Here is a 23,834-nt window from a genome sequence, read left to right as displayed (position 1 = left end):
GAACGAGCGTCGTCAGGGATAACACTATCGTGCCCATGCTCCGCGTGGGCATGCCGGTCTGGACGCTCCGCGTCCTCTTGCGACGCAGAGCGTCGTGAACTGCATTTCCCACGCGGGAGAAGAACGAGCGTCGTCAGGGATAACACTATCGTGCCCATGCTCCGCGTGGGCATGCCGGTCTGGACGCTCCGCGTCCTCTGACGACGCAGAGCGTCATGAACTGCATTCCCACGCTGGAGCGTGAGGAACGAGCGGTGTTCTGGAGAACCCGTCTTGACCATGTCCTCTGTATTTATGTGCCACAAAGCCCAATAAAAAAGCCCCCGACGCGCTAAGCGGCAGGGGCTTTTTTCGTAGCCGGGCGGTTTTAGACCGGGACCGGCTCCGACGCTTTACCTACAGGCTGCAAAGGCAGCAATGGCGCATGTGGATCAGCTTCGATGGAAGCTCTCCAGGCGGCCAGCCACTCTTCGTGACCTTCGCTCCAGACGCGCTCATGCAGGCGTCCAAGGGCGACCGGGTCGCTCAGCAGCATCAGACGTTCCTGATTGCCGAGTTTGGCCGGACCTACCTTCAGAGCCTGATCAACACGCTCCATACGCACCACTTCGATCGGCTGTGCCTGACGGTGACGCGAGGTTGCCAGGGCGCAGGCCAGAGCATTCTGGCGAGGATCCACCACAGCCCGAATGAAGCCTTGTTTCAGCGCATGCCAGCGGTTCTCGTAGGTGTACTGATCCGTCGAGATCAACTCTTGCGGCGGTTCGAACTCTTCAGGAATCAGGAAGAACTTCTCGTCACGCGCCTTGACGCCCAGATTGGTACGGCTGGAAATCACCGACACAGGAATCGACAGCATCAACGAGACCACAATCGGCGCAAGCCACCACAGGAAGCTCGGGTTCAACCAGAACACCAGCAAGGCCCAGCATGCGCCCAGCAGTGTCTGTGGACCATGACGCTTAACGGCTTCGATCCACGGCGTGGAGTCGTCGTCGCGTTGCGGAGAGTTCCAGGTCGCGGCCCAGCCCAGGAAAGCGGCCAGTACGAAGCGGGTGTGGAACAGCATGCGCACCGGTGCCAGCAGCACCGAAAAGAGCATTTCCAGCAGCATCGAAACGGTGACCTTGAACTTGCCACCGAAGCCTTTCGCGCCCTTGGCCCAGATCAGAATGACGCTGAGCAGTTTAGGCAGGAACAGCAGGACGATGGTCGTCGAGAACAACGCAACAGCTTTTTCCGGGTGCCATTGTGGCCACAGCGGATACAGCTGACGCGGTTCAAGGAAGTAAGTCGGCTCCATCAGTGTGTTCACCGCCAGCAAGGCCGTGGACAGCACGAGGAAGAAGAACCACAACGGTGCAGACAGATACGACATCACACCGGTCAGGAACACCGCGCGGTGAACCGGGTGCATGCCCTTGACCAGGAACAGCCTGAAGTTCATCAGGTTGCCGTGGCACCAGCGACGGTCACGCTTGAGTTCGTCCAGCAGGTTGGGCGGCAATTCTTCATAACTGCCCGGCAGGTCGTAAGCAATCCACACCCCCCAGCCGGCACGGCGCATCAGCGCAGCTTCGACGAAGTCGTGAGACAGGATCGCACCGGCAAAGGCACCTTTACCCGGCAGCGGCGCCAGGGCGCAATGCTCGATAAACGGCTTCATGCGGATGATCGCATTGTGACCCCAATAGTGGGATTCACCCAACTGCCAGAAGTGCAGACCGGCGGTGAACAGCGGACCATAGACCCGGGTAGCGAACTGCTGCATGCGTGCATACAGCGTGTCCATACCCGACGCACGTGGCGCGGTCTGGATGATACCAGCGTCCGGCGTGGCTTCCATCAGGCGAACCAGACTGGTCAGACACTCTCCGCTCATGACGCTATCGGCATCGAGCACGACCATGTAGCGGTATTCACCACCCCAACGACGGCAGAAGTCGTCCAGGTTGCCGCTTTTGCGTTTTACGCGACGACGACGACGGCGATAGAAGATCTTGCCGAAACCTTTGGTCTCGCGGCATACGTCCAGCCAAGCCTGTTGCTCGGCAACGGCAATGTCGGTCTCGTTGGTGTCGCTGAGTACGAAGAAATCGAAACGATCCAGATCACCCGTAGCCGCGACCGACTCGAACGTAGCGCGCAGGCCGGCGAAAACCCGTGGCACGTCTTCGTTGCAGATCGGCATGACCAGCGCAGTACGTGCGCCCTTTTCGATCGGCTCGTTGCCAGCACTGGCCCCCGAGATACGGTATTTGTCGCGACCGGTGAGCAGCTCAAGGAAGCCCATCAGTGCGGTCCAGAAACCGGCCGACACCCAGCAGAAGAGAATCCCGAACAGCAACAGAATGCTGGTCTGCAAGGCATAAGGCATGACCTGCAAAGCAGTCTGCACAAAGGTCTGACGGGTGATTTCGTCGAGCGAAACCAGCGACCAGCCCTGATACGGCAGAATGCCCTTCATGTACCAGCCAGCCACGATCGTCTGGCCCAGCATGAGGATCAGCAGGATGTAGCGACGGATCGAACCGACGGTGCGCCAGCGCGCCTTCGGCAGATCCCGCGGCAGATCATCATGCGCGGGCTTGGGCGGGTTGGTCTTGCCGGTCAGGCGACGCCAGCCGCGTACCAGAATGTTGGTGCGCCATGGTTCTGGCACGACCTTGGTCCGGCGAATGGGCGGTGTGGCCTTGAGGCACAGGCGACCGCTGGCATCGACGCCGAGCATCTCGGCGTCCTCCAGCTGGTCTGCGGTGGTCAGCGTAAGGCGGCGACCCACCGAAGCCTGAGCGGCCTCGGCAGGGTCATTGACCGGCTGCGCAGAAAGACGCTCATGCAACTCGGCGAAGGTCTTGCAGCCGGCAAGTTCTGCCCGCTGCTCGTCGCTCATCGGTAAATGCGCCAGGTACTCGTTCAGAGACACTGGCACCGGTAGAGAATTACTCATCGCTCGGCAACTGATAGCTCCAGGTCTCGGTCATGACTTGCAACGTCTTGGCCGGTTCCGGATGGGTGGGTGCTGCCTCGGTTTCAGGCTGCTGAATCTCTTTACCGTCCTTGTCCTTGGCTACGTCAGCCTTGGCTACGTCAGCCTTGGCTGCATCGGCTTTGGCAACTTCGCCTTTACCTTTCGCAGCGTCGGCCTTGCCAGCTTCAGGCTTGGCGGTCTCGGGTTTGGCGGCTTCAGGCTTCGGCGCGTCGGCCTTGGCGATTTCTACCTGGTCGTTGGCAGATTCCTTGGCAACTGCCGGTTTGGCAGCTTCCTTGGCAGCAGCCTTCTTCTCTTCAGCTTTGTCTGCAACGAGCAGCGCAGGTTCCTTGCCCGGTTCGGCAGGGATTTCACGCAGCAGGTAAGCGCGCATTTCGGTTGGCTTGCCGGAATCCTTGACCTTCACACGCAGGGTCAGGCGGTAGCCTTTGGTGACCGGGTTATAGCGCAGGTTGTTTTCCACCAGTTCGACGTTGTCGTCAGTGGTCACCTGGCTGCGAATAGTCTTGTCTTCCGGCAATGCGGCCAGTACCGGGCCCACGAAGTCGACCAGGAAGGCAAGGCTGCCATCTGGCTGACGGATCAGGTTGGACTGACGCACATCACCGATGGAGCGTTGGGTCTGCTTGACCCAGCCCAGATCCGGCGAGTGGATCGAGTTTTCCTGCATGGTCCAGTGCAGACGGTAATCGAATGCCATTTCCTTGCCTGGCTCTGCGAGAGTCTCAGGCTTCCAGTAGGCCACGATGTTGTCGTTGGTCTCGTCGGCAGTCGGAATTTCGACCAACTCGACGGTGCCCTTGCCCCAGTCACCCTTCGGCTCGATCCAGGCGCTTGGACGTTTGTCATAGCGGTCATCGAGGTCTTCGTACTGGCTGAAGTCACGGCCACGTTGCAGCAGACCGAAACCACGCGGGTTTTCGACCGAGAAGCTGCTGATCGACAGATGTTTAGGGTTGTTCAGCGGACGCCACAACCACTCACCGTTGGCAGCCTGAATCGACAGACCGCTGGAGTCGTGCAGTTCGCGACGATAGTTAGGTACACGCGAAGGCTGGTTGGCACCGAACAGGAACATACTGGTCAATGGCGCAACACCGAGCTTGTTGACCTTGTCACGCAGGAACATGCGCGACTTGACGTCAACCAGAGTGTTGGTGCCAGGACGCAGGGTCAACTGATAAGCACCGGTAGCGCGCGGCGAGTCGAGCAGCGCGAAAATCACCAGATGATTGTCATCCGGGCCCGGCTTCTCGATCCAGAATTCCTTGAAGCGCGGGAACTCCTCACCAGACGGCGATGCAGTGTCGATTGCCATGCCGCGTGCGGACAGGCCATAGACCTGACCCTTGCCGATCACGCGGAAGTAGCTCGCGCCCAGCATGGTCATGATTTCGTCCTGCTTGTCATCCTTGTTGATCGGATACAGGACACGGAAACCGGCATAACCCAGTTTCTCGGTGGATTTGGGGTCGATCTTCAGATCGCCGAAATCGAAACGACTGGAGTCATACTTGATTTCGTCGACGCTGGTGGCGGTCACTTCGTTGATCTTGACCGGCGTGTCGAAGTGCATGCCCTGGTGGTAGAAAGACACTTTGAACGGAGTCTTCTCGCCCGCCCATTCGGCCTTGTCATCGCGGAAGCGAATCTTCTGATAGTCGGCAAACTTCATATCGCGAAGCTCGTTCGGCAGATTGCTCCTTGGAGCCTCGAACTTCTGCCCGGCCAGTTCTTTGGCTTTTGCCGTTACATCATCAAGATTGAACGCCCACAGCTGACCTGCACTGAACAGGCATACAAGGGCCGAGCTTGCCAGAAGTGCACTACGCAACCGCTTGACAGGTGTCTTTGGAGCATCACAGGGACTAACAATCACGAGCAACCCTCGCCGAAAAACAGATGAAAAAACCAACGGCCAGCTATCAATGCCGGGTTGGCGAGCATTGTTCCGACTCCGAATGGGCTTAATGATTCCCCAACCCGGTGTCAGAACCGCTTTTGTCATACCAAATGGACCAACAGTGTCGATCCCCGTAACGCGCGATTATCCAGCAGCGCGCGCCACAACGCATCAGGTATGACAAAGAAATTTATTTCCCGTGCGACCGGAAAATTCAGGGGAGAAACGATGAAATCGTAGCTTATGTATCGAACAAAAATGTCACTGGGCCATCATTTATCAAGTGCACTTGCATGTCCGCACCAAATTGGCCCGCAGCCACAGCGGTATGCGCGATTCTGGCCTGACTCAATAGATAGTCGAACAGCTCGGCGCCCAGCGCTGGAGCAGCGGCTTTCGAGAACCCCGCACGCAACCCGCTTTTGGTATCCGCGGCCAGCGTGAACTGCGAAACCAGCAACAACCCGCCACCTACCTCGCGCAAGGATAAATTCATCTTGCCGTCGGCATCGCTGAACACTCGATAATTAAGCAGCTTGTGCAGCAACTTATCGGCACTGGCGCGGGTGTCTTGAGGCTCTATGCCCACCAGCACCAATATGCCCTGATCGATAGCACCGACAACTTCGCCGCCCACCTCGACGCGTGCGTTTCGCACGCGCTGCAACAAACCTTTCATAAATGCCTTTCCAGACTCAAAACCAATACCAGGCTGCTGTCATGCTTCTTCGGGCGGGAGGTCGAGCAGGTTGCGCGCAATTTCTGCAGCGGCACGCACCAGCGCATCAGCGATACCGGATTCCGACGCCGAATGGCCAGCCTCACGAATGACCTGCAGTTCGCTGCCGGGCCAGTTCTGATGCAACTCCCAGGCATTATCCAGCGGGCAGATGACGTCATAACGACCGTGGACGATGATCGCCGGCAGGTGCGCGATCTTTGGCATGTCGCGAATCAACTGGTTTTCCTCAAGGAACGCCTTGTTCATGAAGTAATGGCATTCGATGCGCGCAATGGACAGCGCACGGTGCGGTTCGGCGAAGCGATCGACCACTTGCGGGTTGGGGCGCAAGGTTGCACAACGCCCTTCCCAGGTCGACCAGGCTTTGGCAGCGTGCATCTGGGCGATCTGGTCCGGCCCGGTGAGGCGCTTGTGGAAGGCAGCCAGTAGGTTGTCGCGCTCATCCAGCGGGATCGGTGCTACATAATCCTGCCAGTAATCCGGGAACAGACGGCTGGCACCCGCTTGATAGAACCAGTCGATTTCCTGCTGACGGGCCAGGAATATGCCTCGCAAAATCAGCGCGTGCACACGGTCGGGATGGGTCTGCGCGTAAGCCAGGGCCAGAGTCGAGCCCCATGAGCCGCCGAACAGCACCCATTTGTCGATTCCGAGGTGCTCGCGAATCCGCTCAAGGTCCTCCACCAGTTTCCAGGTGGTATTGTTCTCAAGACTGGCATGCGGTGTGGAACGACCGCAGCCACGCTGATCGAACGTTACGATACGGTACAGGTTAGGATCGAAATAGCAGCGACTGTGCGCATCGCATCCGGAACCAGGGCCGCCATGAATGAATACCACTGGCAACCCTTCTGGCGAGCCACTTTCATCGACGTAAAGCACATGCGGTTGTTCCACGGCCAGATCGTGCCGGGCGTAGGGTTTGATCTGCGGGTACAAAGTCTGCATAAGTGCTCCATAAGTCCAGTTCAGAGGCTTCTATTATTCTGCCGTTGGGCATCATAAACCCGAAACGAAGAATCAGCATGCTGCACGTCATTGATCGGGATGGAACGATCGATGCAAGCGTTTTGCCAATTTGGTCAGCGCGCGAACCAGAGCCGTTGCCTTGGGTCGAAGCGAGGGCGCTGCCTTCAATTATTTCTACTATTTTCAGGAAATAACTGACGACACGCCTACAGTCTAAGAATCCCGTTTTCCATTCGTCAGACTACTTGAGGTTGTACCGATGTCTCAGGAACCACTTGTTCGTGACGCTGATGTGGCTGCTTTCCGCGCCGCTGTGCTCGCCAAACTCACCTATTCGGTGGGCAAGGACCCCGACCATGCGTTTGAGCATGACTGGTTTGAAGCTGTTGCCCTTGCCGCCCGCGACCACATGGTCGAACACTGGATGGACCACACGCGGCAGATTTATCGCAAGGTCCAGAAGCGCGTTTACTACCTGTCTCTGGAATTCCTCATTGGCCGACTGCTCTACGACAGCCTGAGCAACCTCGGCCTGCTGGAAGTGGCTCGCGAAGCATTGACCGAGCTGGGTGTGGATATCGAACGTATCCGCTTGCTTGAACCGGATGCAGCGCTGGGCAACGGCGGCCTGGGTCGTCTGGCAGCGTGCTTCATGGAAAGCATGTCGACCCTGGGCATTGCCGGGCACGGTTATGGGATTCGTTACGAGCACGGGCTGTTTCGTCAGGGCATCGTCGACGGCTGGCAGCAGGAACAGACCGAAAACTGGCTGGACTTCGGCAACCCGTGGGAATTCGAGCGTCCTGAGGTGGTTTACTCCATCGGTTTCAGTGGCAGCGTCGACACTGTGGTGACCGAAGCGGGCGACTCGCGTCAGGTCTGGCGTCCGGGCGAAACCGTTCGGGCCATTGCTTACGACACCCCTGTGGTCGGCTGGCGCGGGAAAAGCGTCAACACTCTGCGCTTGTGGCGCGCCCGTGCAGTGGAAGACCTGCATCTGGAACGTTTCAACGCGGGCGACCACTTTGGCGCCGTCGCCGAAGTAGTGCGCGCCGAAAGTATTTCCCGCGTGCTGTACCCGAACGATGCAACCGAAGCGGGCCAGGAACTGCGCCTGCGCCAGGAATACTTCTTTGTTTCCGCATCGCTGCAGGATTTGCTGCGCCGCCATCTGAACCAGCACGCCACGCTGACCGATCTGCCAGACCATGCAGCGATTCAGATGAACGACACGCACCCGTCCATTGCGGTGGCCGAGCTGATGCGTCAGTTGATCGACAACCACAACATCCCGTGGGACACCGCTTGGAAAATCACCGTCGGCACCCTTGGCTACACCAACCATACGCTGCTGCCGGAAGCGCTGGAGACCTGGTCGGTCGGCCTGATGGAGCGGATGCTGCCGCGCCACATGCAAATCATCTACCTGATCAACGCGCAACACATCGACACACTGCGCGCCAAAGGCGTCGACGACGTCAACGTGCTGCGTGCGGTATCGCTGATCGAAGAAGACAACGGTCGTCGGGTACGCATGGGCAACCTGGCGTTCCTCGGCTCGCACAGCGTCAACGGCGTTTCGGCGCTGCATACCCAACTGATGCGCAAGACCGTGTTCGCCGAGCTGCACAAGATCTATCCGGAGCGGATCAACAACAAGACCAACGGCATCACCTTCCGCCGCTGGCTGTTCCAGGCCAACCCGAAGCTGACCGAAATGCTCGTCGAAGCGCTGGGTGAGGACGTTCTGGATAATGCCGAGACTCGCCTCAAAGAGCTTGAGCCGTTCGCCGATAAGTCTTCGTTCCGCAAGCAGATGGCCGACCAACGCCTGCACAGCAAGCGCGCACTGGCAGCAATCATTCATGAACGCTTGGGTATTGCCGTCAATCCTGCAGCGATGTTCGACGTCCAGGTCAAACGGATTCACGAATACAAACGCCAGTTGCTGAACCTGTTCCACACCGTAGCGCTGTATCAGGCAATTCGTGCCGAGCCAGGCACAGACTGGGTTCCGCGGGTGAAGATCTTCGCTGGCAAGGCGGCGGCCAGTTATCACTCGGCCAAGCTGATTATCAAGCTGACCAACGATATCGCCCGGACCGTGAACAACGACCCGACGGTGCGTGGCCTGCTGAAAGTGGTGTTCATGCCCAACTACAACGTCAGTCTGGCGGAGAGCATCATCCCGGCAGCCGACCTGTCCGAGCAGATTTCCACGGCAGGCCTGGAAGCTTCAGGGACCAGTAACATGAAGTTCGGCCTCAACGGCGCGCTGACCATCGGCACGCTGGACGGTGCCAACGTGGAAATGAGCGAGCAGGTCGGGCTGGAGCACATGTTCATCTTCGGCATGTCCTCGCAACAGGTCGAAGCCCGCAAGCGCGCAGGCGAATTCAACGCACATGGAGACGTGGCGGCATCGGGGCGTTTGAACGATGTACTGCAAGCGATTCGTGGCGGCGTGTTCTCGCCGGATGATCCGAACCGTTACGTGGGACTGATCGATCAGCTGCTGGATTATGACCGCTTCCTGGTCTGTGCCGACTTCGATTCGTACTGGGCAGCACAGGCCAAAGTCGAGGAACGCTGGCACGATTCCAAGGAATGGTGGCGCTCGGCAGTGCTCAACACCGCACGCATGGGCTGGTTCTCTTCGGACCGGACTATTCGCGAGTACGCCGGCGACATCTGGAAGGCGCTGGACTGACTCGGAGCTGCTCGCGCACTCACTGGGCTCTCGTTACCACGCTCCGGCGTGGTAACGCAGTTCTGGACGCTCCGCATCCGATCTTGAATGCGCGGTGCGGCGCAGATCTGTGACGCGGAGCGTCACCCAAGGCATTCCCACGCTGGAGCGTTAGGAACGATAGGTGTCTGCGCTATTGAACGTACCCTCGCACTGCATAAAACATTACAAACGATGTCCGCCCGCCCCTATATACTGCGCTCGATGAACCTTCACACATCGAAAAGGATGTCGTCGCGTGCTTTGGATTTGTCTAGTGGTGGGCGGTGCAGCGCCGGGCTACGCGCTGAGCTATGACGAGTGGGCAGGTGCGCTGATCGGCGCAGTCATGGGCTGGGCCGTCTGGGCAGGCATTCGCATGCGCCTGCTTGGCAGGCAATCTGCCGACCAACTGCAACAACTGCTCGCAACCCGCCAATCCCTCGACGCCGTTCAACAGCGCCTGAACGCGCTCGAGCGTCAGTCCGCACCCGGCGTGCCACCTGCGCAGGACGCCGCACCGCTCCCAGTGGATGCGGTCATTATCGAGACACCCACTGAAGGCCCAGAGCTGATCTGGGACTTGCCGGGCGAAGAGCCGCAGGCAGCAAGGCCTGTCGAACCCGCTCCCGATATCAACCAGCCTTCAAAGGCCGCTCAGCCCAATCCGCTGGACAGCGCCATCAATCGCGCAAAAGACTGGCTGCTGGGCGGCAATACGGTACTGCGCGTGGGCGTAGTGGTGCTGTTTCTCGGGCTGGCCTTTCTGTTGCGCTACGCCACCGAAGGCATGGTCGTACCGATTGAAGCACGCTACGCCGCAGTCGCCGCCAGTGCGCTGGCCCTGCTCGGTCTGGGTTGGTGGCTGCGTTTGCGCAACCGTCCTTACGCGCTGATGTTGCAAGGCGCAGGCGTAGGCGTGCTGTACCTGACCGTCTTTGCGGCGATGAAATTGCACACCCTGCTCGATCCGGCAGCGGGCTTTGTGCTGCTGGTAGCAATCACCGCTTTCTCGGCCATTCTGGCGCTGACACAGAATGCTCTGGCCCTGGCCTGCGCCGGTGCGCTGGGTGGATTCGCAGCACCACTGCTTGCTTCGACCGGGCAAGGCAGCCACATCTCGCTGTTCAGTTACTTTGCCCTGCTCAACGCGGGCATCATTGCCATCGCCTGGTTCAAGGCCTGGCGCATTCTCAACCTGATCGGCTTCTTCGGCACGTTCGGCATCGGTTTTGCCTGGGGCATACGGGCTTACACCCCAGAGCTGTTCTGGAGCACGGAGCCCTTTCTGATTCTGTTCTTTGTGATGTACCTGGCCATTGGTCTGCTGTATGCGCGTCGCAAGCTGCTGGAACTCACTGACGCGCCAGCGGAGGCCAGTCGCGAAGCCCTGCTGCGCTGGTCGGCACGTCAGGGTGATTACGTCGACGGCACACTGCTGTTTGGCACGCCAATCGTCGGGTTCGGCCTGCAATACGCGCTGGTCGAACACCTTGAGTTCGGTGCCGCGTTCAGCGCGCTCGCGCTGGGCCTGATCTACATGGGGCTCGCACGCTGGCTGGCGGCACGTGCGAACGGCCGAACCGTTTTGTTGATGGAAACCTGCCTGGCGCTGGGCGTGGTGTTTGCCACCCTGGCCATCCCGCTGGGTCTCGGTTCGCAATGGACGACCTGCGCGTGGGCCGTGGAAGGCGCAGCGGTTTTCTGGCTGGGCCTGCGCCAGCACCGCAAGCTGGCACAGGTTTTCGGCCTGGTGTTGCAGCTGGCCGCAAGTGCGATTCTGATCAGCAGCGGCACCGACATCTCGCGGGAAGCCTTTGCCAATGATTACTGGACACCGATGATCCTGGCCATCGCAGCAATGGTCAGCGCCTGGTACGTGTTCCGCCTCAACTCCCTGACTCTCATCGATCAGCGCACCGCCCGAAGACTGCTGGTCATCTGGGGCGCATTCTGGTGGCTGGTTTCGCTGGCCAGCGCGGCAGGCCTGCAAGCTTCAGCGCCGTATCAGGCCTGCGCGTTCCTGATCACAGTGGCGCTCAGCGTGGCGCTCTGGGCCGCACTCGCCATCCGTTTGCGCTGGACCGATCTCGCCGCGCTGTGCAGCGCACTGACCCCAATCAGCGCTGTAATACTCCTGATCTCGATGGACCTGCGAAACAATCCGGCAGGCAATCTGGGCTGGCTGGCCTGGCTGGCAGTATTCGCTGTGCACCTGTTAAGTCTGCGTTACTTGGCGGACCTGCAATCCGTCCTTGCCCAACGCATCGCCCACACAGTGGGCTGCCTGTTGATCATCAGCGTACTGGCACTGGAATTGCGTTTCGGCCTGTTGCAGCTGTCCGAGTCCTACAACGCCTGGCGCTGGCTGGGCTGGGCGATTCTGCCCAGCCTGTTCCTGCTGGCGATGAGCTCAGAGCGTCAGTGGCCATGGCCGGTGAAGGCTTGCCCCGAGGCCTACCATGTCGGGGCCGCGGCACCACTGGCGGCATTGATGCTAGCGTGGTTCTGGCTGGCGAACACGTTCAGCGACGGTGCGGCGGAACCGCTGCCCTATATCCCGCTGCTCAACCCGATGGAAATCGGCCTGCTGCTGGCTCTGGCCGGGGTATGCCTGTGGATACGCAAGTACCTCACACGCCCTCGCAATGCTGCCTTGCTGGCGGCAGGCGCTTCACTGTTTGCACTCGTCACGGCAATGGTCATGCGCACGGCCCATCATTGGGCTCAAGTGCCGTGGCACACCGAGGCGCTGCTTGAGTCGATGCGCGTTCAGGCCGGGTTATCGATAGTCTGGACGCTGATGGCACTGGCCCTGATGATCGGCGGTCATATGCGCAGCAACCGCGAGCTCTGGCTGGGCGGCGCAGCATTGATCGGCGTGGTGGTGATCAAGCTGTTCTTCGTCGAGCTGAGCAACCGTGGCGGCATGGAGCGCATCGTCTCGTTCATCGGTGTTGGCATTCTGCTACTGGTGGTGGGATATTTCGCACCATTGCCGCCGAAACACCCTGCCAGAAAGGTCGGCGAAGAACCCGGCCCAGGCCCGACCGTCGCGCCGGATACGCTATGAGGAAAACGTTCTTGAGTCATCCCGCCATGAAGATAGCCGTGCTTGGCCTGGCCTTGTGCACGGCGATAACTGCCGTCGCCCAGGACAAACCAACGGACTTTGCCAGCCAGACCCCACTGAGCCTTAGCGGCAACGGGCCTTGGTATCGCATCGAGTTACCGCTTGCCGTCCAGTTGAATGCCCGGCAGGGCGACCTGGGTGATGTGCGCGTGTTCAATGCCGAAGGCCAGCCGCAGGCTTATTCGATCACGCCGCGACAGCCTGCACGCGAGCAGGAACCCACGCCAATCCCGGTCAAATGGTTTGCCCTTTACAGCACGCAGGAAGCAGGCGATGCCGCGCCGGTCATCCGTATCGAGCGCTCAAGCAACGGCAGCGTGATCGAGGTCCAGCCGCAAAGCGATATCGAGGCTGGTGAAGAAGTGCTGCGCGGCTGGTTGCTGGACACCAGCGCGATCAAGGCGCCACTGGAGCAGCTGGTGATCGACTGGAGCACCGAGCGTGAAGGTTTCCAGAACTTCAGCATCGAAGCCAGCGATGACCTGCAGCACTGGCGCAACTGGGGCGAAGGGCAGGTTGCCCGGTTGTCATTTGCCGACGAAGTGATCGAGCAACGTGAAGTCGGCCTGCCCGGCCAGAGCGCCCGCTACCTGCGTCTGTTGTGGCGCGCCCCGCACAGCGCCCCCCTGTTGATCTCCGCCCACCTGCTCAGCGCCAGCACTGAAAGCCCGACCCCGCCGCTGACCTGGTCGCCACCGGTCAAGGGCGTCGTCGAAAGCCCCAACGAATATGTATGGCAACTGCCGAGCGGCTTGCCGGTAGGGCGCGTCAAAGTCGACATCGCCCAGCCCAACAGCCTCGCACCGGCGACGCTTTACGGTCGGACGGACGCGAAACAGCCTTGGCAGCCGATCAGCAGTGGCCTGTTGTACCGGTTATCGCAGAACAACAGCGATGTCTTGCAGGACCAGCTGCAATTGTCCGGGCGCATCGTTCAACAGCTAAAACTGGTGGTGGATGATCGCGGCGGCGGGCTGGGCAGTGAAGCGCCGCAGTTGAGCGTGGCCGTGCCTGCCACGGAAATCGTATTCCTGGCACGCGGTAAAGGGCCCTTTACGCTGGCCATCGGCAACCCGAACGTCAAGGCGGCGAACCTGTCGCTGGCCACCCTGATCCCCGACTTGAGTCCGGAAAAACTGGCCTCGCTCGGGACAGCGGAACCCGCTACGGCATCTGTTGCCAACATGGCAGCTGCGCCGATAGCGGTGCCGCAGAGCATGGACTTCAAACGCCTCGGGCTTTGGGCTGTTCTGCTGCTCGGGGTACTGTTTCTGGGCTGGATGGCGTTCAGCACGCTGCGCGCATCAAAACGCTGAAACACACAGGCTGTCGGGTGCGCTTTGCCCGACATCTGAACTGAAACAGTCATAAGCCAGTCTGATAGCAGTATTACGTCGCCACTCGCGTTAAACTGCGCGGGTTTTCATACCCCCTATTTTCGGAGCTATCCATGTCCCGCGTTACACTAAGTCGTTACTTGATTGAGCAGACTCGCAGCAACAACACCCCTGCCGATCTGCGCTTCCTGATCGAAGTTGTGGCGCGCGCATGCAAGGAAATCAGCCACGCCGTTTCCAAAGGCGCGCTGGGCGGCGTACTTGGCAGCATGGGCACTGAAAACGTTCAGGGCGAAGTGCAGAAAAAGCTCGATGTGATCTCCAACGAGATCCTGCTCGAGGCCAACGAATGGGGCGGTCACCTGGCCGGCATGGCGTCCGAAGAAATGGACAACGCCTACCAGATCCCGGGCAAATACCCGAAGGGCGCGTACCTGCTGGTTTTCGACCCGCTGGACGGCTCGTCGAACATTGACATCAACGCTCCGGTCGGCACCATCTTTTCGGTACTGCGTTGCCCGAACGAATACCTCAGCCAGAACGAAGCGCTGAATGAAAAGGCCTTCCTGCAGCCGGGCACCGAACAGGTCGCCGCCGGTTACGCCATCTACGGCCCGCAGACCATGCTGGTGCTGACCCTGGGCGACGGCGTCAAAGGCTTCACCCTGGACCGTGAAATGGGCAGCTTCGTGCTCACTCACGAAGACATCAAAATCCCGGAGTCCACCCAGGAATTCGCGATCAACATGTCCAACCAGCGCCACTGGGAAGCCCCGGTACAGCGCTACGTGAACGAGTTGCTGGCCGGCGAAGAAGGCCCGTTGAAAAAGAACTACAACATGCGCTGGGTCGCTGCGATGGTTGCCGACGTGCACCGTATCCTCACCCGTGGCGGCCTGTTCATGTACCCGCGCGACAGCCGCGAGCCTTCCAAGCCGGGCAAACTGCGTCTGATGTATGAAGCCAACCCGATGTCCTTCCTGGTCGAGCAGGCTGGCGGCGCGTCCACCGACGGTCATCAGCGCATTCTCGACATTCAGCCGGAAGGCCTGCACCAGCGCGTAGCGGTGTACCTGGGTTCGAAAGAAGAAGTCGAGCGCGCTACTGCGTATCACAAAGAGTAAGAAGGCTTGCTGTGCGCCAGTGGTGATTCGGCCCGTCTGAATCACCACTTGGCGACAGGCAAACGAACATTCAATGCTGGTTTCGGCACAGGCCTGCGGGCCAACCATCTGATCTACGGCATAAATCCTTGCGCCGTCCGGGAACCAGATTCCCTTTTTCTCTTCTAAGCTTGCGGTACTGCGCCAGCCTGCCTCCGCTTGCACTGCGACGCGACCCCCTTCCGTTCAGGAGCTACACCCATGTCCTTGCGCACTGTCGCGTTACTCTCGTTCTGCGTATTTCTGGCTGCCTGCAGCAAGATCACCCAGGAAAACTACTCGAAAATTTCAGCCGGCATGCCCAAGGCACAGGTCGAATCCTTGCTGGGCAGCCCGACGGAATGCTCCGGCGCACTGGGCATGTCCAGTTGCACATGGGGTGACCAGAACACCTTTATCAGCGTGCAGTATGCGGCAGACAAGGTTGTGCTGTTCTCGGGTCAGGGTCTGAAATAAAACATGATCAAGGTACTGGTACGTTTCGGAATTTTTGTCATGGCCAGCTTTCTGGCCATCGGTTTTGCCCACTCGGCTGACAACCTCGAGCCAAGGACAGTCGACAGCGTCGACCTCAAGCAATATCAGGGCACTTGGTACGAGATCGCCCGCCTGCCAATGTTTTTCCAGCGCAAATGCGCCCAGTCCGAGGCGCTTTACGCGCTCAAGGACGACGGCAACATCGCTGTGACCAACCGCTGCCGCACTATCGAGGGCAAGTGGGAAGAAGCAAAGGGCACCGCTTCGCCGCAAGTGCCGGGCAAGACCGACAAGCTGTGGGTGGTGTTCGATAACTGGTTCTCACGCCTGCTGCCGGGCGTTGCCAAAGGTGACTACTGGATTCTGGACGTCAGCGAAGGCTACCGGACCGCCGTGGTCGGCAACCCGGACCGCAAATACCTGTGGCTGCTGTCGCGCACGCCTACAGTGTCTGCATCGGTTAAGGAAAGCATGCTGAGCAAGGCTCGTCAGCAAGGCTACGACACCTCCCGCCTGATCTGGCGCGAAGATGATTCGAAGATCGGCAAGGGCGAGAAGTAAGCGGACTCCGCTTATTGTGCTCACGCTTGATCATCGTGCGACGCTCTGCGTCGCATGCCTTTCTGGACGCTCCGCGTCCGACTTTCGATGGGCGGCGCGGCGCAGATTTGTGACGCGGAGCGTCACCCACGGCATTCCCACGCTGGAGCGTGAGGAACGATAAGCGTCGTGGCTGAAAAGTGAGGAACGCCAAGCGTCCGCAAGAACACTATCGTGCCCATGCTCCGCGTGGGCATGCCGTTCTGGACGCTCCGCGTCCGATTTTCGATGGGCGGCGCGGCGCAGATTTGTGACGCGGAGCGTCACCCACGGCATTCCCACGCTGGAGCGTGAGGAACGATAAGCGTCGTGGCTGGAAAGTGAGGAACGCCAGGCGTCCGCAAGAACACTATCGTGCCCATGCTCTGCGTGGGCATGCCGTCCTGGACGCTCTGCGTCCGATTTTCGATGGGCGGCGCGGCGCAGATTTGTGACGCGGAGCGTCACCCACGGCATTCCCACGCTGGAGCGTGAGGAACGATAAGCGTCGTGGCTGGAAAGTGAGGAACGCCAAGCGTCCGCAAGAACACTATCGTGCCCATGCTCCGCGTGGGCATGCCGTTCTGGACGCTCCGCGTCCTCTCTTGCATCAGCCGAGCAATTCCCTCAATACCTGCGCGAACTCGCGGTTGCTTTGCTCTTCTGCGGCATGTCGGCCTTCGCGTATTACCCAGCGTCCATTCACGGCTACGTCGCGAATCTGTCGGTCGCTGCCGGCGAACAGCCAGCGGTTGAGGATGGCGTCGCCCGAAGCCGTGGCGATGTACGGGTCGTTGCCATCCAGCACCAGCCAGTCGGCGCGTTGCCCCACTTGCAGCGTACCAACCTGCTGCCCCAACGCCTGCGAGCCACCCGCGAGCGCGGCGTCGTACAAAGTGCGGCCAACCATCGGCTGATCACTGCGATACAGCCGGTTACGATGCTGATCGCGTAGACGCTGGCCGTACTCCAGCCAGCGCAACTCCTCGACCACGCTGAGCGAAACGTGACTGTCCGAGCCAATTCCCCACCGGCCACCCTGAGCAATGTAGTCCACCGCCGGAAAGATACCGTCGCCCAGATTGGCCTCGGTGGTCAGGCATAACCCGGCCACCGCGCCACTTTGCGCCATCAGTTGCACCTCATCTGCCTCGGCGTGGGTCGCATGCACCAGACACCAGCGGTTATCCACAGGGGCATTTTCATACAGCAATTGCAGCGGACGCCGACCGCTCCAGTTCAGGCAGTCATCGACTTCCTTCTGCTGTTCGGCGATATGGATGTGCACAGGGCACTGCTGGTCGCTGGCCGCCAGTACTTCACTGATCTGCTGTGGTGTCACCGCACGCAGCGAGTGGAAGCACAGACCCAACTGCTGCGTGGGCTGAGCCGCCAGAAGCGGGCGTAGACGAGCCTGCAAATCCAGATAGCTGTCAGTGCTGTGGATAAACCGCCGCTGCCCTTCGTTGGGTGCCTGCCCGCCAAACCCCGAGTGGCTGTAAAGCACCGGCAGCAGGGTCAGGCCGATGCCGACCGAACTTGCCGCCTGACTGATCTGCACGGCCAGTTCGGCAGGATCTGCATAGGGTTTGCCATCCAGGTCCTGATGCACGTAATGAAATTCGGCAACCGAGGTGTAACCGCCCTTGAGCATTTCGATGTACAGCTGGCGAGCGATAACGCCCAGTTGCTGCGGACTGATGCGCCCTACCAGGCGATACATGAGGTCGCGCCAGGTCCAGAAACTATCGTTGGGGTTGCCCGCCACTTCCGCCAGCCCGGCCATCGCCCGCTGAAACGCATGAGAGTGCAGGTTCGGCATGCCAGGCAGCAACGGGCCACTGACGATTTCGGCACCCTGCCGATCCGCATTGGCCTCGATGCGGGTCAAAACGCCTTCCTGGCTGACCTCCAGACGCACATTGTTGGCCCAGCCGTCGGGGAGTAACGCGCGCTCGGCAAAGAAGGCTGACATTGACTTCACACCTCATCACTGTAATTTGTATATACATATACAGACGTTTAAGCGACCGGTAAACCTTCGGCACGCTTGCCGAGCAGCAGGTTAATGGTTAGCGTGGCGCTCTCAGGCGTCTGAATCATCGTCAAAACGTCATTTTGAAAACAAGGACTCACACGTGTCGACTCCGCCCGCCTCTTCTTCCCTGGCAGCCCAGATGGGCGAAAGTCCCGCACCCTTGTACGCCCGCGTCAAACACATGATCGCCCTGCAGATCCAGAATGGCACCTGGCCGCCGCACCATCGCGTACCGTCGGAAAGCGAGCTGGTGACGCAACTGGGTTTCAGCCGCATGACCATCAACCGCGCCCTGCGTGAGCTGACCGTTGAAGGTTTGCTGGTGCGCATGCAGGGTGTTGGCACTTTTGTCGCCGAACCCAAAAGCCAGTCGGCGCTGTTCGAAGTGCATAACATTGCTGACGAGATCGCCGCGCGCGGCCATCGCCATACCTGCAAGGTCATGGTGCTAAAGGAAGAAGCCGCAGGCTCGGAGCGCGCGCTGGCGCTGGACATGCGCGAAGGCCAGCGGGTGTTCCATTCACTGATCGTGCACTACGAGAACGACATTCCGGTACAGATCGAAGACCGCTTCGTCAACGCCCAGGTCGCCCCGGACTACCTCAGGCAGGACTTCACCCTACAGACGCCTTATGCCTATCTGTCGCAGGTTGCACCGCTCACCGAAGGCGAGCATGTGGTCGAGGCGATCCTCGCCGAAGCCGGTGAATGCACGTTGTTGCAGATCGATGCCGGAGAGCCCTGCCTGCTGATTCGTCGCCGTACCTGGTCAGGCCGCCAGCCCGTCACCGCTGCGCGCCTGATCCACCCCGGCTCCCGCCATCGCCTGGAAGGACGCTTTACCAAATGAGCCAGACTCGCCTCCTGCGTGCCGTCGACTACCCGCGCATGCCGTGGAAAAACGGCGGTGGCAGCACTGAAGAAATCGCTCGCGATGCAGGCCAGGACCTCGACGGTTTCGGCTGGCGGCTGTCGATCGCCGACATTGAAACCTCGGGCGGCTTCTCGGTGTTCGCCGGTTATCAACGCATCATCACCGTCTTGCAGGGCGCGGGCATGACGCTGGACGTGGACGGTGTGTCCAGCCGCCCGTTGCTGCCATCGGACCCGTTTGCGTTCAGCGGCGACAGCGAAGTCAGTTGCACACTGCTGGACGGGCCGATTCGCGACTTCAATCTGATCTATGCTCCTCATCGTTACACGGCACGCCTGCACTGGATAGACGTGCGTCATCCGCAACGGCTGTTCAGTTCAGCCAGCACCTTCGTGCTGTTCAGCATGGCCGAACAAGTAGCGATAAGCGTGAACGGCCAGCCGTGGGAAATTCTCGGTAAACTTGATTGCGCTCAAGTGGATAATTCTGGCGGTTTGCTGGAAATCGAACTGCAATCACCTCGCGCCAGTCGTTGCTGCCTGATCGAACTCACCGCCACGGGCCTGTAGACGCATTCCTGGCACCTCATAACAAAAATAGCCTTGCACTCAAGGATGACCATGACTCAAGTTTCCAACCGGGAAACGCCCAGAGGCGTTGCCGTCCTCACCCGTTTCCTCGCCTCCGAATCAGCAGGCGGCATCGTCTTGATGGCGGCGGCGCTGGCCGCCCTTATCGTCGCCAACTCTCCTCTCTCAGCGAGCTACTTCTCGATTCTGCACAGCGTCTGGCTGGGCCTGTCGGTGGAGCTGTGGATCAACGACGGGCTGATGGCCATCTTTTTTCTGATGGTCGGCCTGGAGATCAAACGCGAAGTGCTGGCCGGCGGCCTGGCAACCTGGGGACAACGCGCCCTGCCCGGCTTTGCAGCGGCGGGCGGCATGCTGGTGCCTGCGCTGATCTACATCGCGATTAACTGGGGCAACCCGCAAACCCTCAGCGGCTGGGCGATTCCAGCGGCCACCGACATCGCCTTCGCCCTCGGCGTGCTGTCGCTGCTGGGCAATCGGGTGCCGACCTCGCTGAAAGTCTTTCTGGCCGCGCTGGCGATTCTCGACGACTTGGGTGCTGTGACCATCATCGCGTTTTTCTACAGCTCGGGGCTGAACCTGCCGATGCTGGCCGCCGCATTCGCAACCCTCGCCGTATTGATCGCGCTGAACCGCCTGAACGTCCGCCGCCTGCTGCCCTATTTGCTGCTCGGCGCGCTGCTATGGTTCTTCGTCCTGCAATCGGGCGTACACGCCACGCTGGCCGGCGTGGCGCTGGCGCTGTGCATCCCGATGGGCAAGCCCGAGGAGGAAGCACGCTCGCCGCTGTTGTTTCTTGAAGAAAAAATGCATTACTGGGTGGCGTTCGCCGTGGTGCCGATCTTCGGTTTTGCCAATGCGGGTGTATCGCTTTCCGGCATCACCCTGGCAAACCTGATCGACCCGGTGCCGCTGGGTGTCGCATTGGGCCTGTTCGTCGGCAAGCAGATCGGTGTGTTCCTTGCCGCAGTGCTGGCGATTCGTGCCGGGCTGGCGACATTGCCGGAAGGCAGCAATTGGGTGCAGTTGTACGGCGTCGCTATTTTGTGCGGCATCGGCTTTACCATGAGCCTGTTCATCGGCAACCTGGCGTTTCCTGGTTCGCAGCACCTGATCGATGAAGTAAAAGTCGGTGTGCTGATTGGCTCGGGCCTCGCGGCAATCGCCGGTATTTTGCTGCTACGCAGCCGTTTCAGCCGGCACTGAAAAAATATTTTCAAATCAGTGCATCCGGATGGGTTTCTCGCGGGTAGTACATTCAGCAGCCACTTCGAGTTGCTGAGCGCGGTTAAACAATCTGGAGATTTCTGCATGAACGCAAAACGCTTGCTCTGCCTTGCTGGTAGCACCCTGGCTTTCACTTGCCTGTCATCCATTGCCATGGCTCAGACTGACCTGCCCGAAAGCGTCCGGGTACCGGCCGGCAACAAAGTCAGCATGACCACCACCGGGGTTGGCGAGATCACTTACGAGTGCCGCGCCAAAGCCAACATGCCCAACGAGATGGAGTGGGCATTCGTCGGTCCCAAGGCCGTGCTCAATGACAAGAGCGGCAAACAGGTCGGCACCTACTACGGCCCACCGGCTACTTGGGAAGCCAAAGACGGCTCGAAACTGACCGGTACTCAGGTTGCTGTGGCCCCGTCGAGCGCAGGCAACCTGCCGTACCAACTGGTCAAGGCCAACCCGGCTGAAGGCAAGGGCGCAATGACGGGCGTCACTTACATTCAGCGCGTGGCCTTGAAAGGCGGCGTAGCCCCGGCCAAAGCCTGTGCAGAGAGCAACAAGGGCGCGAAGGAAGTGGTCAAGTATCAGGCCGATTACCTGTTCTGGACCGCCAGCTGATCAATGCGCTTAATCAGGTGACCGTGCAACAGTAGGCTATGCTGCTGCACGGGAGCCTCGTGATGTCAGCGAGGCAGTAGTCTTCCTTCGATGGCGGATCATCTTGTCCTCGCACGAATCTCTCTTTGATTACGAAGCAACGTTGCAGGCCTGCGCTCGCGGTGACAAGCAGGCCTTGCAGCGTCTTTATCAACAGGAAAGCGCGCGGCTGCTCGGCGTCGCTCAGCGGCTGGTGCGTGACCGGGCGCTGGCTGAAGACATCGTGCATGACGCATTCCTGAAAATCTGGAGCCACGCGGCCAGCTTCGACGCGGCGCGCGGTTCGGCGCGTGGCTGGATATTCAGCGTGACCCGGCATCTTGCGCTGAATACGCTGCGCAACACGGCGCGCGAGGTACGTGTCGAGGATGACGGCAGCGACGATCATCACGAACAGGCAACCCTGGAAGGCTGGCAGGAAACCGGGGATGCTTTCGATTGGCGGGTCAATCCAGGACGGATGACTTCATGCATGGAGCAACTCGAGCCGGTACGCCGAAACTGTATCTTTCACGCTTACGTAGACGGCTATTCGCATCAGGAAATCGCGCAGAAGATCGGCGCGCCATTGGGTACGGTCAAAGCCTGGATCAAGCGCAGCCTGACGGCTTTGCGGGAGTGCATGGGATGAACCGGCCTTTAGACGACAACATTCATGACCTGGCGGGCGAGTATGTGCTCGGCACCCTGTCGGCACAGGAAAGGCTCGACGTACAACGTCGCCTGCCCCACGAGCCTGATCTGCAGGCGGCCATCGATGCCTGGGAACAGCGCCTGCTGCCCCTGACAGAGTTGGCCGAACCGGTTACGCCATCGCCCGGCCTGTGGGATCGCATCGAACGTAACTTGCTGGAGCTGGCAGCACCCGCCAAAGCGCTGCACAGACAGCGAGTGCGCTGGTGGGACAACCTGTCGGTCTGGCGCGGGCTGGCGGGTGCCGGATTAGCGGCGTCGCTGGTGCTGGGCATGACGTTGCTGACCCGCGCGCCGGCGCAACCGTCCTACCTCGTGGTACTGGTCGGGCCGCAGGACAAGGCTCCCGGCTGGGTTGTGCAAGCCAGCAACTCGCAGGAAATCCAGCTTATTCCGCTTGGCGTGTTCGAGGTTCCGAACGACAAGGCGCTGGAGTTCTGGACCAAGGGTGACGACTGGCAAGGCCCGGTCTCACTCGGGCTGGTCAAGCCGGGTCAGAGCCTGCATGTTCCGCTGGACAAACTGCCGCCACTGCAACCCAATCAGCTGTTCGAACTGACCCTGGAGAAATCCACCGGTTCGCCAATAGGCAAGCCTACCGGGCCGATCCAGTTCATCGGCCGGGCGGTGAAGGTGATCTGATAACGGAGCGATCTCACTTCTTGCTGCAATCATCCTGTTGCAGCAAATTGGCCTGGGTCAGGTTGCAGCCCGCCGGTACGCTGCGCGTCAGCCAGACATTGCCGCCGATGGTCGAACCCTTGCCAATGGTGATGCGCCCCAGAATAGTCGCACCCGCGTAGATCACCACGTCGTCTTCAACGATTGGATGCCGTGCATGGCCTTTCTGCAACTGGCCGTCCTCGTCCGACGGGAAGCGCTTGGCGCCCAGGGTCACGGCCTGATAGATCCGCACCCGCTCGCCGATGATCGCGGTTTCGCCAATTACCACGCCTGTTCCATGGTCGATAAAGAAGCTCGGGCCGATCTGCGCGCCCGGATGAATATCGATACCGGTCGCCGAATGGGCGATCTCCGAGCTGATGCGCGCCAGCAATGGCAAACCGGCGCGATACAAATGGTGCGCCAGACGATGGTGGATCACCGCCAGAATGCCGGGGTAGCACAGCAGCACTTCATCGACGCTGCGTGCGGCCGGGTCGCCGTGGTAGGCGGCCAGCACGTCAGTGTCCAGTAACAGACGAATACCCGGCAGGGCAATGGCGAAACCCTGAATCAGCTCGAGCGCTCGCGCATCGATGCTCTTCAGGTCACCGCCCTGCTGATGGGCGACGTAGCGCAGCTCCAGGCGGGCCTGGGCCAGCAGCGCATTGAGTGCCACATCCAGCGTATGCCCCACGTAAAAATCTTCGCTTTCTTCACGCAGGTCCACCGGGCCAAGCCGCATCGGGAACAACGCCCCGCTCAGCGCTTCAAGAATTTCGCCCATGGCTGCACGCGAAGGCAGTTCGCGCCCGCCGTGCTCGCCGCTTACCCGACGGTTGCGCGCCCGCCAGTCTTCACGCGCGCCGCGCAACTGGCTGACGATCCGCTGCAACTGCCAGTGGCTGGAACTGCCGTCGGCGGATGCTTCTGGAATATCGCTCACGCTTGACTCTCCTTGATGTGAAGGGTGGCGACCGACAGTGCTGGCCGCTGCTGTTGCCACTCTACGGCAAACATTCAGACGAAAAAAACAACAATTTCTGTAGGAATACGCCAACAGAGCAGT

At 60.1% G+C, this 23,834-nt stretch carries 18 protein-coding genes; 12 read left to right on the top strand and 6 right to left on the bottom strand.

What is annotated here, in order from left to right; genetic code table 11:
* Window positions 1-367 precede the first annotated feature (367 nt).
* From mdoH to pip, 4 genes are all read right to left on the bottom strand, one after another.
* Entirely contained in the window at window positions 368-2,950 is a 2,583-nt protein-coding gene (mdoH, locus tag RYA97_RS17240) for a glucans biosynthesis glucosyltransferase MdoH (RefSeq protein ID WP_057404668.1), read from the bottom strand.
* The gene (locus RYA97_RS17235) at window positions 2,943-4,871 is read right to left on the bottom strand and encodes a glucan biosynthesis protein G (protein ID WP_316892751.1); all 1,929 of its coding nucleotides are present in this window, start codon (window positions 4,869-4,871) and stop codon (window positions 2,943-2,945) included. The genes mdoH and RYA97_RS17235 overlap by 8 nt, the downstream gene beginning before the upstream one ends.
* Window positions 4,872-5,136: 265 nt before the next feature.
* On the bottom strand, window positions 5,137-5,574 hold the full coding sequence (gene dtd / locus RYA97_RS17230; protein WP_004654194.1) for a D-aminoacyl-tRNA deacylase: 438 nt from the start codon (window positions 5,572-5,574) through the stop codon (window positions 5,137-5,139).
* A gap of 39 nt (window positions 5,575-5,613) precedes the next feature.
* Complete coding sequence (gene pip, locus RYA97_RS17225) at window positions 5,614-6,585, bottom strand: prolyl aminopeptidase (protein WP_005730969.1); 972 nt, start codon at window positions 6,583-6,585, stop codon at window positions 5,614-5,616.
* A gap of 280 nt (window positions 6,586-6,865) precedes the next feature.
* Between pip and RYA97_RS17220 the strand changes: the two genes are divergently transcribed.
* The 6 genes from RYA97_RS17220 (at window position 6,866) to RYA97_RS17195 (ending at window position 16,005) form a co-directional block, all read left to right on the top strand.
* On the top strand, window positions 6,866-9,316 hold the full coding sequence (locus tag RYA97_RS17220) for a glycogen/starch/alpha-glucan phosphorylase (RefSeq protein WP_002551620.1): 2,451 nt from the start codon (window positions 6,866-6,868) through the stop codon (window positions 9,314-9,316).
* A 277-nt stretch (window positions 9,317-9,593) separates the two neighbouring features.
* Entirely contained in the window at window positions 9,594-12,407 is a 2,814-nt protein-coding gene (locus tag RYA97_RS17215) for a DUF2339 domain-containing protein (protein WP_316892748.1), read from the top strand.
* 26 nt (window positions 12,408-12,433) lie between these two features.
* The gene (locus RYA97_RS17210) at window positions 12,434-13,783 is read left to right on the top strand and encodes a DUF3999 domain-containing protein (protein WP_162882945.1); all 1,350 of its coding nucleotides are present in this window, start codon (window positions 12,434-12,436) and stop codon (window positions 13,781-13,783) included.
* Window positions 13,784-13,917: 134 nt separating this feature from the next.
* Window positions 13,918-14,928, top strand: coding sequence for a class 1 fructose-bisphosphatase (locus tag RYA97_RS17205; RefSeq protein ID WP_004666507.1), 1,011 nt, complete (start codon window positions 13,918-13,920; stop codon window positions 14,926-14,928).
* Window positions 14,929-15,168: 240 nt separating this feature from the next.
* Complete coding sequence (bamE, locus tag RYA97_RS17200; RefSeq protein ID WP_002551616.1) at window positions 15,169-15,423, top strand: outer membrane protein assembly factor BamE; 255 nt, start codon at window positions 15,169-15,171, stop codon at window positions 15,421-15,423.
* A 3-nt stretch (window positions 15,424-15,426) separates the two neighbouring features.
* Window positions 15,427-16,005 (top strand): lipocalin family protein, encoded by a 579-nt coding sequence (locus RYA97_RS17195; RefSeq protein ID WP_016982755.1) that lies wholly within the window; start codon window positions 15,427-15,429, stop codon window positions 16,003-16,005.
* Window positions 16,006-16,633: 628 nt separating this feature from the next.
* Here RYA97_RS17195 and RYA97_RS17190 read toward each other — a convergent pair.
* Window positions 16,634-17,998, bottom strand: coding sequence for a formimidoylglutamate deiminase (locus tag RYA97_RS17190; protein WP_117140794.1), 1,365 nt, complete (start codon window positions 17,996-17,998; stop codon window positions 16,634-16,636).
* A gap of 202 nt (window positions 17,999-18,200) precedes the next feature.
* Here RYA97_RS17190 and hutC point away from each other — a divergent pair, with 202 nt between their 5' ends.
* The 6 genes from hutC to RYA97_RS17160 all read left to right on the top strand — a co-directional run bounded on the left by hutC (window position 18,201) and on the right by RYA97_RS17160 (window position 22,744).
* The gene (gene hutC / locus RYA97_RS17185; protein WP_162181467.1) at window positions 18,201-18,911 is read left to right on the top strand and encodes a histidine utilization repressor; all 711 of its coding nucleotides are present in this window, start codon (window positions 18,201-18,203) and stop codon (window positions 18,909-18,911) included.
* Window positions 18,908-19,504: a HutD family protein gene (locus RYA97_RS17180; RefSeq protein ID WP_002551612.1), complete on the top strand. Its 597-nt coding sequence runs from the start codon at window positions 18,908-18,910 to the stop codon at window positions 19,502-19,504. The genes hutC and RYA97_RS17180 overlap by 4 nt, the downstream gene beginning before the upstream one ends.
* 51 nt (window positions 19,505-19,555) lie before the next feature.
* Window positions 19,556-20,731 carry a Na+/H+ antiporter NhaA gene (gene nhaA, locus RYA97_RS17175; RefSeq protein WP_005778628.1) on the top strand — a complete coding sequence of 392 codons (1,176 nt, stop codon included), beginning with the start codon at window positions 19,556-19,558 and terminating at the stop codon, window positions 20,729-20,731.
* 105 nt (window positions 20,732-20,836) lie between these two features.
* Complete coding sequence (locus RYA97_RS17170; RefSeq protein ID WP_005730965.1) at window positions 20,837-21,370, top strand: DUF3455 domain-containing protein; 534 nt, start codon at window positions 20,837-20,839, stop codon at window positions 21,368-21,370.
* A gap of 103 nt (window positions 21,371-21,473) precedes the next feature.
* On the top strand, window positions 21,474-22,040 hold the full coding sequence (locus RYA97_RS17165) for a sigma-70 family RNA polymerase sigma factor (RefSeq protein WP_002551609.1): 567 nt from the start codon (window positions 21,474-21,476) through the stop codon (window positions 22,038-22,040).
* Window positions 22,037-22,744 carry an anti-sigma factor domain-containing protein gene (locus RYA97_RS17160; RefSeq protein ID WP_005778623.1) on the top strand — a complete coding sequence of 236 codons (708 nt, stop codon included), beginning with the start codon at window positions 22,037-22,039 and terminating at the stop codon, window positions 22,742-22,744. The genes RYA97_RS17165 and RYA97_RS17160 overlap by 4 nt, the downstream gene beginning before the upstream one ends.
* 13 nt (window positions 22,745-22,757) lie before the next feature.
* Here the strand turns inward: RYA97_RS17160 and epsC are convergent, their stop codons facing one another.
* Window positions 22,758-23,711 carry a serine O-acetyltransferase EpsC gene (gene epsC / locus RYA97_RS17155; protein WP_005752448.1) on the bottom strand — a complete coding sequence of 318 codons (954 nt, stop codon included), beginning with the start codon at window positions 23,709-23,711 and terminating at the stop codon, window positions 22,758-22,760.
* Between the last annotated feature and the right edge of the window lie 123 nt (window positions 23,712-23,834).

The sequence above is a fragment of the Pseudomonas syringae group sp. 26L6 genome, assembly GCF_032587815.1.
GTDB lineage: Bacteria > Pseudomonadota > Gammaproteobacteria > Pseudomonadales > Pseudomonadaceae > Aquipseudomonas > Aquipseudomonas amygdali.
This window is presented reverse-complemented; position numbering and strand designations above follow the sequence as displayed.

Bases quoted from the DNA above. Each gene is read 5' to 3' on its own strand.
- mdoH (WP_057404668.1), bottom strand. From the start codon at position 2,950: ATGAGTAATTCTCTACCGGTGCCAGTGTCTCTGAACGAGTACCTGGCG.
- dtd (WP_004654194.1), bottom strand. From the start codon at position 5,574: ATGAAAGGTTTGTTGCAGCGCGTGCGAAACGCACGCGTCGAGGTGGGC.
- pip (WP_005730969.1), bottom strand. From the start codon at position 6,585: ATGCAGACTTTGTACCCGCAGATCAAACCCTACGCCCGGCACGATCTG.
- RYA97_RS17220 (WP_002551620.1), top strand. From the start codon at position 6,866: ATGTCTCAGGAACCACTTGTTCGTGACGCTGATGTGGCTGCTTTCCGC.
- RYA97_RS17210 (WP_162882945.1), top strand. From the start codon at position 12,434: ATGAAGATAGCCGTGCTTGGCCTGGCCTTGTGCACGGCGATAACTGCC.
- RYA97_RS17205 (WP_004666507.1), top strand. From the start codon at position 13,918: ATGTCCCGCGTTACACTAAGTCGTTACTTGATTGAGCAGACTCGCAGC.
- bamE (WP_002551616.1), top strand. From the start codon at position 15,169: ATGTCCTTGCGCACTGTCGCGTTACTCTCGTTCTGCGTATTTCTGGCT.
- RYA97_RS17195 (WP_016982755.1), top strand. From the start codon at position 15,427: ATGATCAAGGTACTGGTACGTTTCGGAATTTTTGTCATGGCCAGCTTT.
- RYA97_RS17190 (WP_117140794.1), bottom strand. From the start codon at position 17,998: ATGTCAGCCTTCTTTGCCGAGCGCGCGTTACTCCCCGACGGCTGGGCC.
- hutC (WP_162181467.1), top strand. From the start codon at position 18,201: ATGGGCGAAAGTCCCGCACCCTTGTACGCCCGCGTCAAACACATGATC.
- RYA97_RS17180 (WP_002551612.1), top strand. From the start codon at position 18,908: ATGAGCCAGACTCGCCTCCTGCGTGCCGTCGACTACCCGCGCATGCCG.
- nhaA (WP_005778628.1), top strand. From the start codon at position 19,556: ATGACTCAAGTTTCCAACCGGGAAACGCCCAGAGGCGTTGCCGTCCTC.
- RYA97_RS17170 (WP_005730965.1), top strand. From the start codon at position 20,837: ATGAACGCAAAACGCTTGCTCTGCCTTGCTGGTAGCACCCTGGCTTTC.
- RYA97_RS17160 (WP_005778623.1), top strand. From the start codon at position 22,037: ATGAACCGGCCTTTAGACGACAACATTCATGACCTGGCGGGCGAGTAT.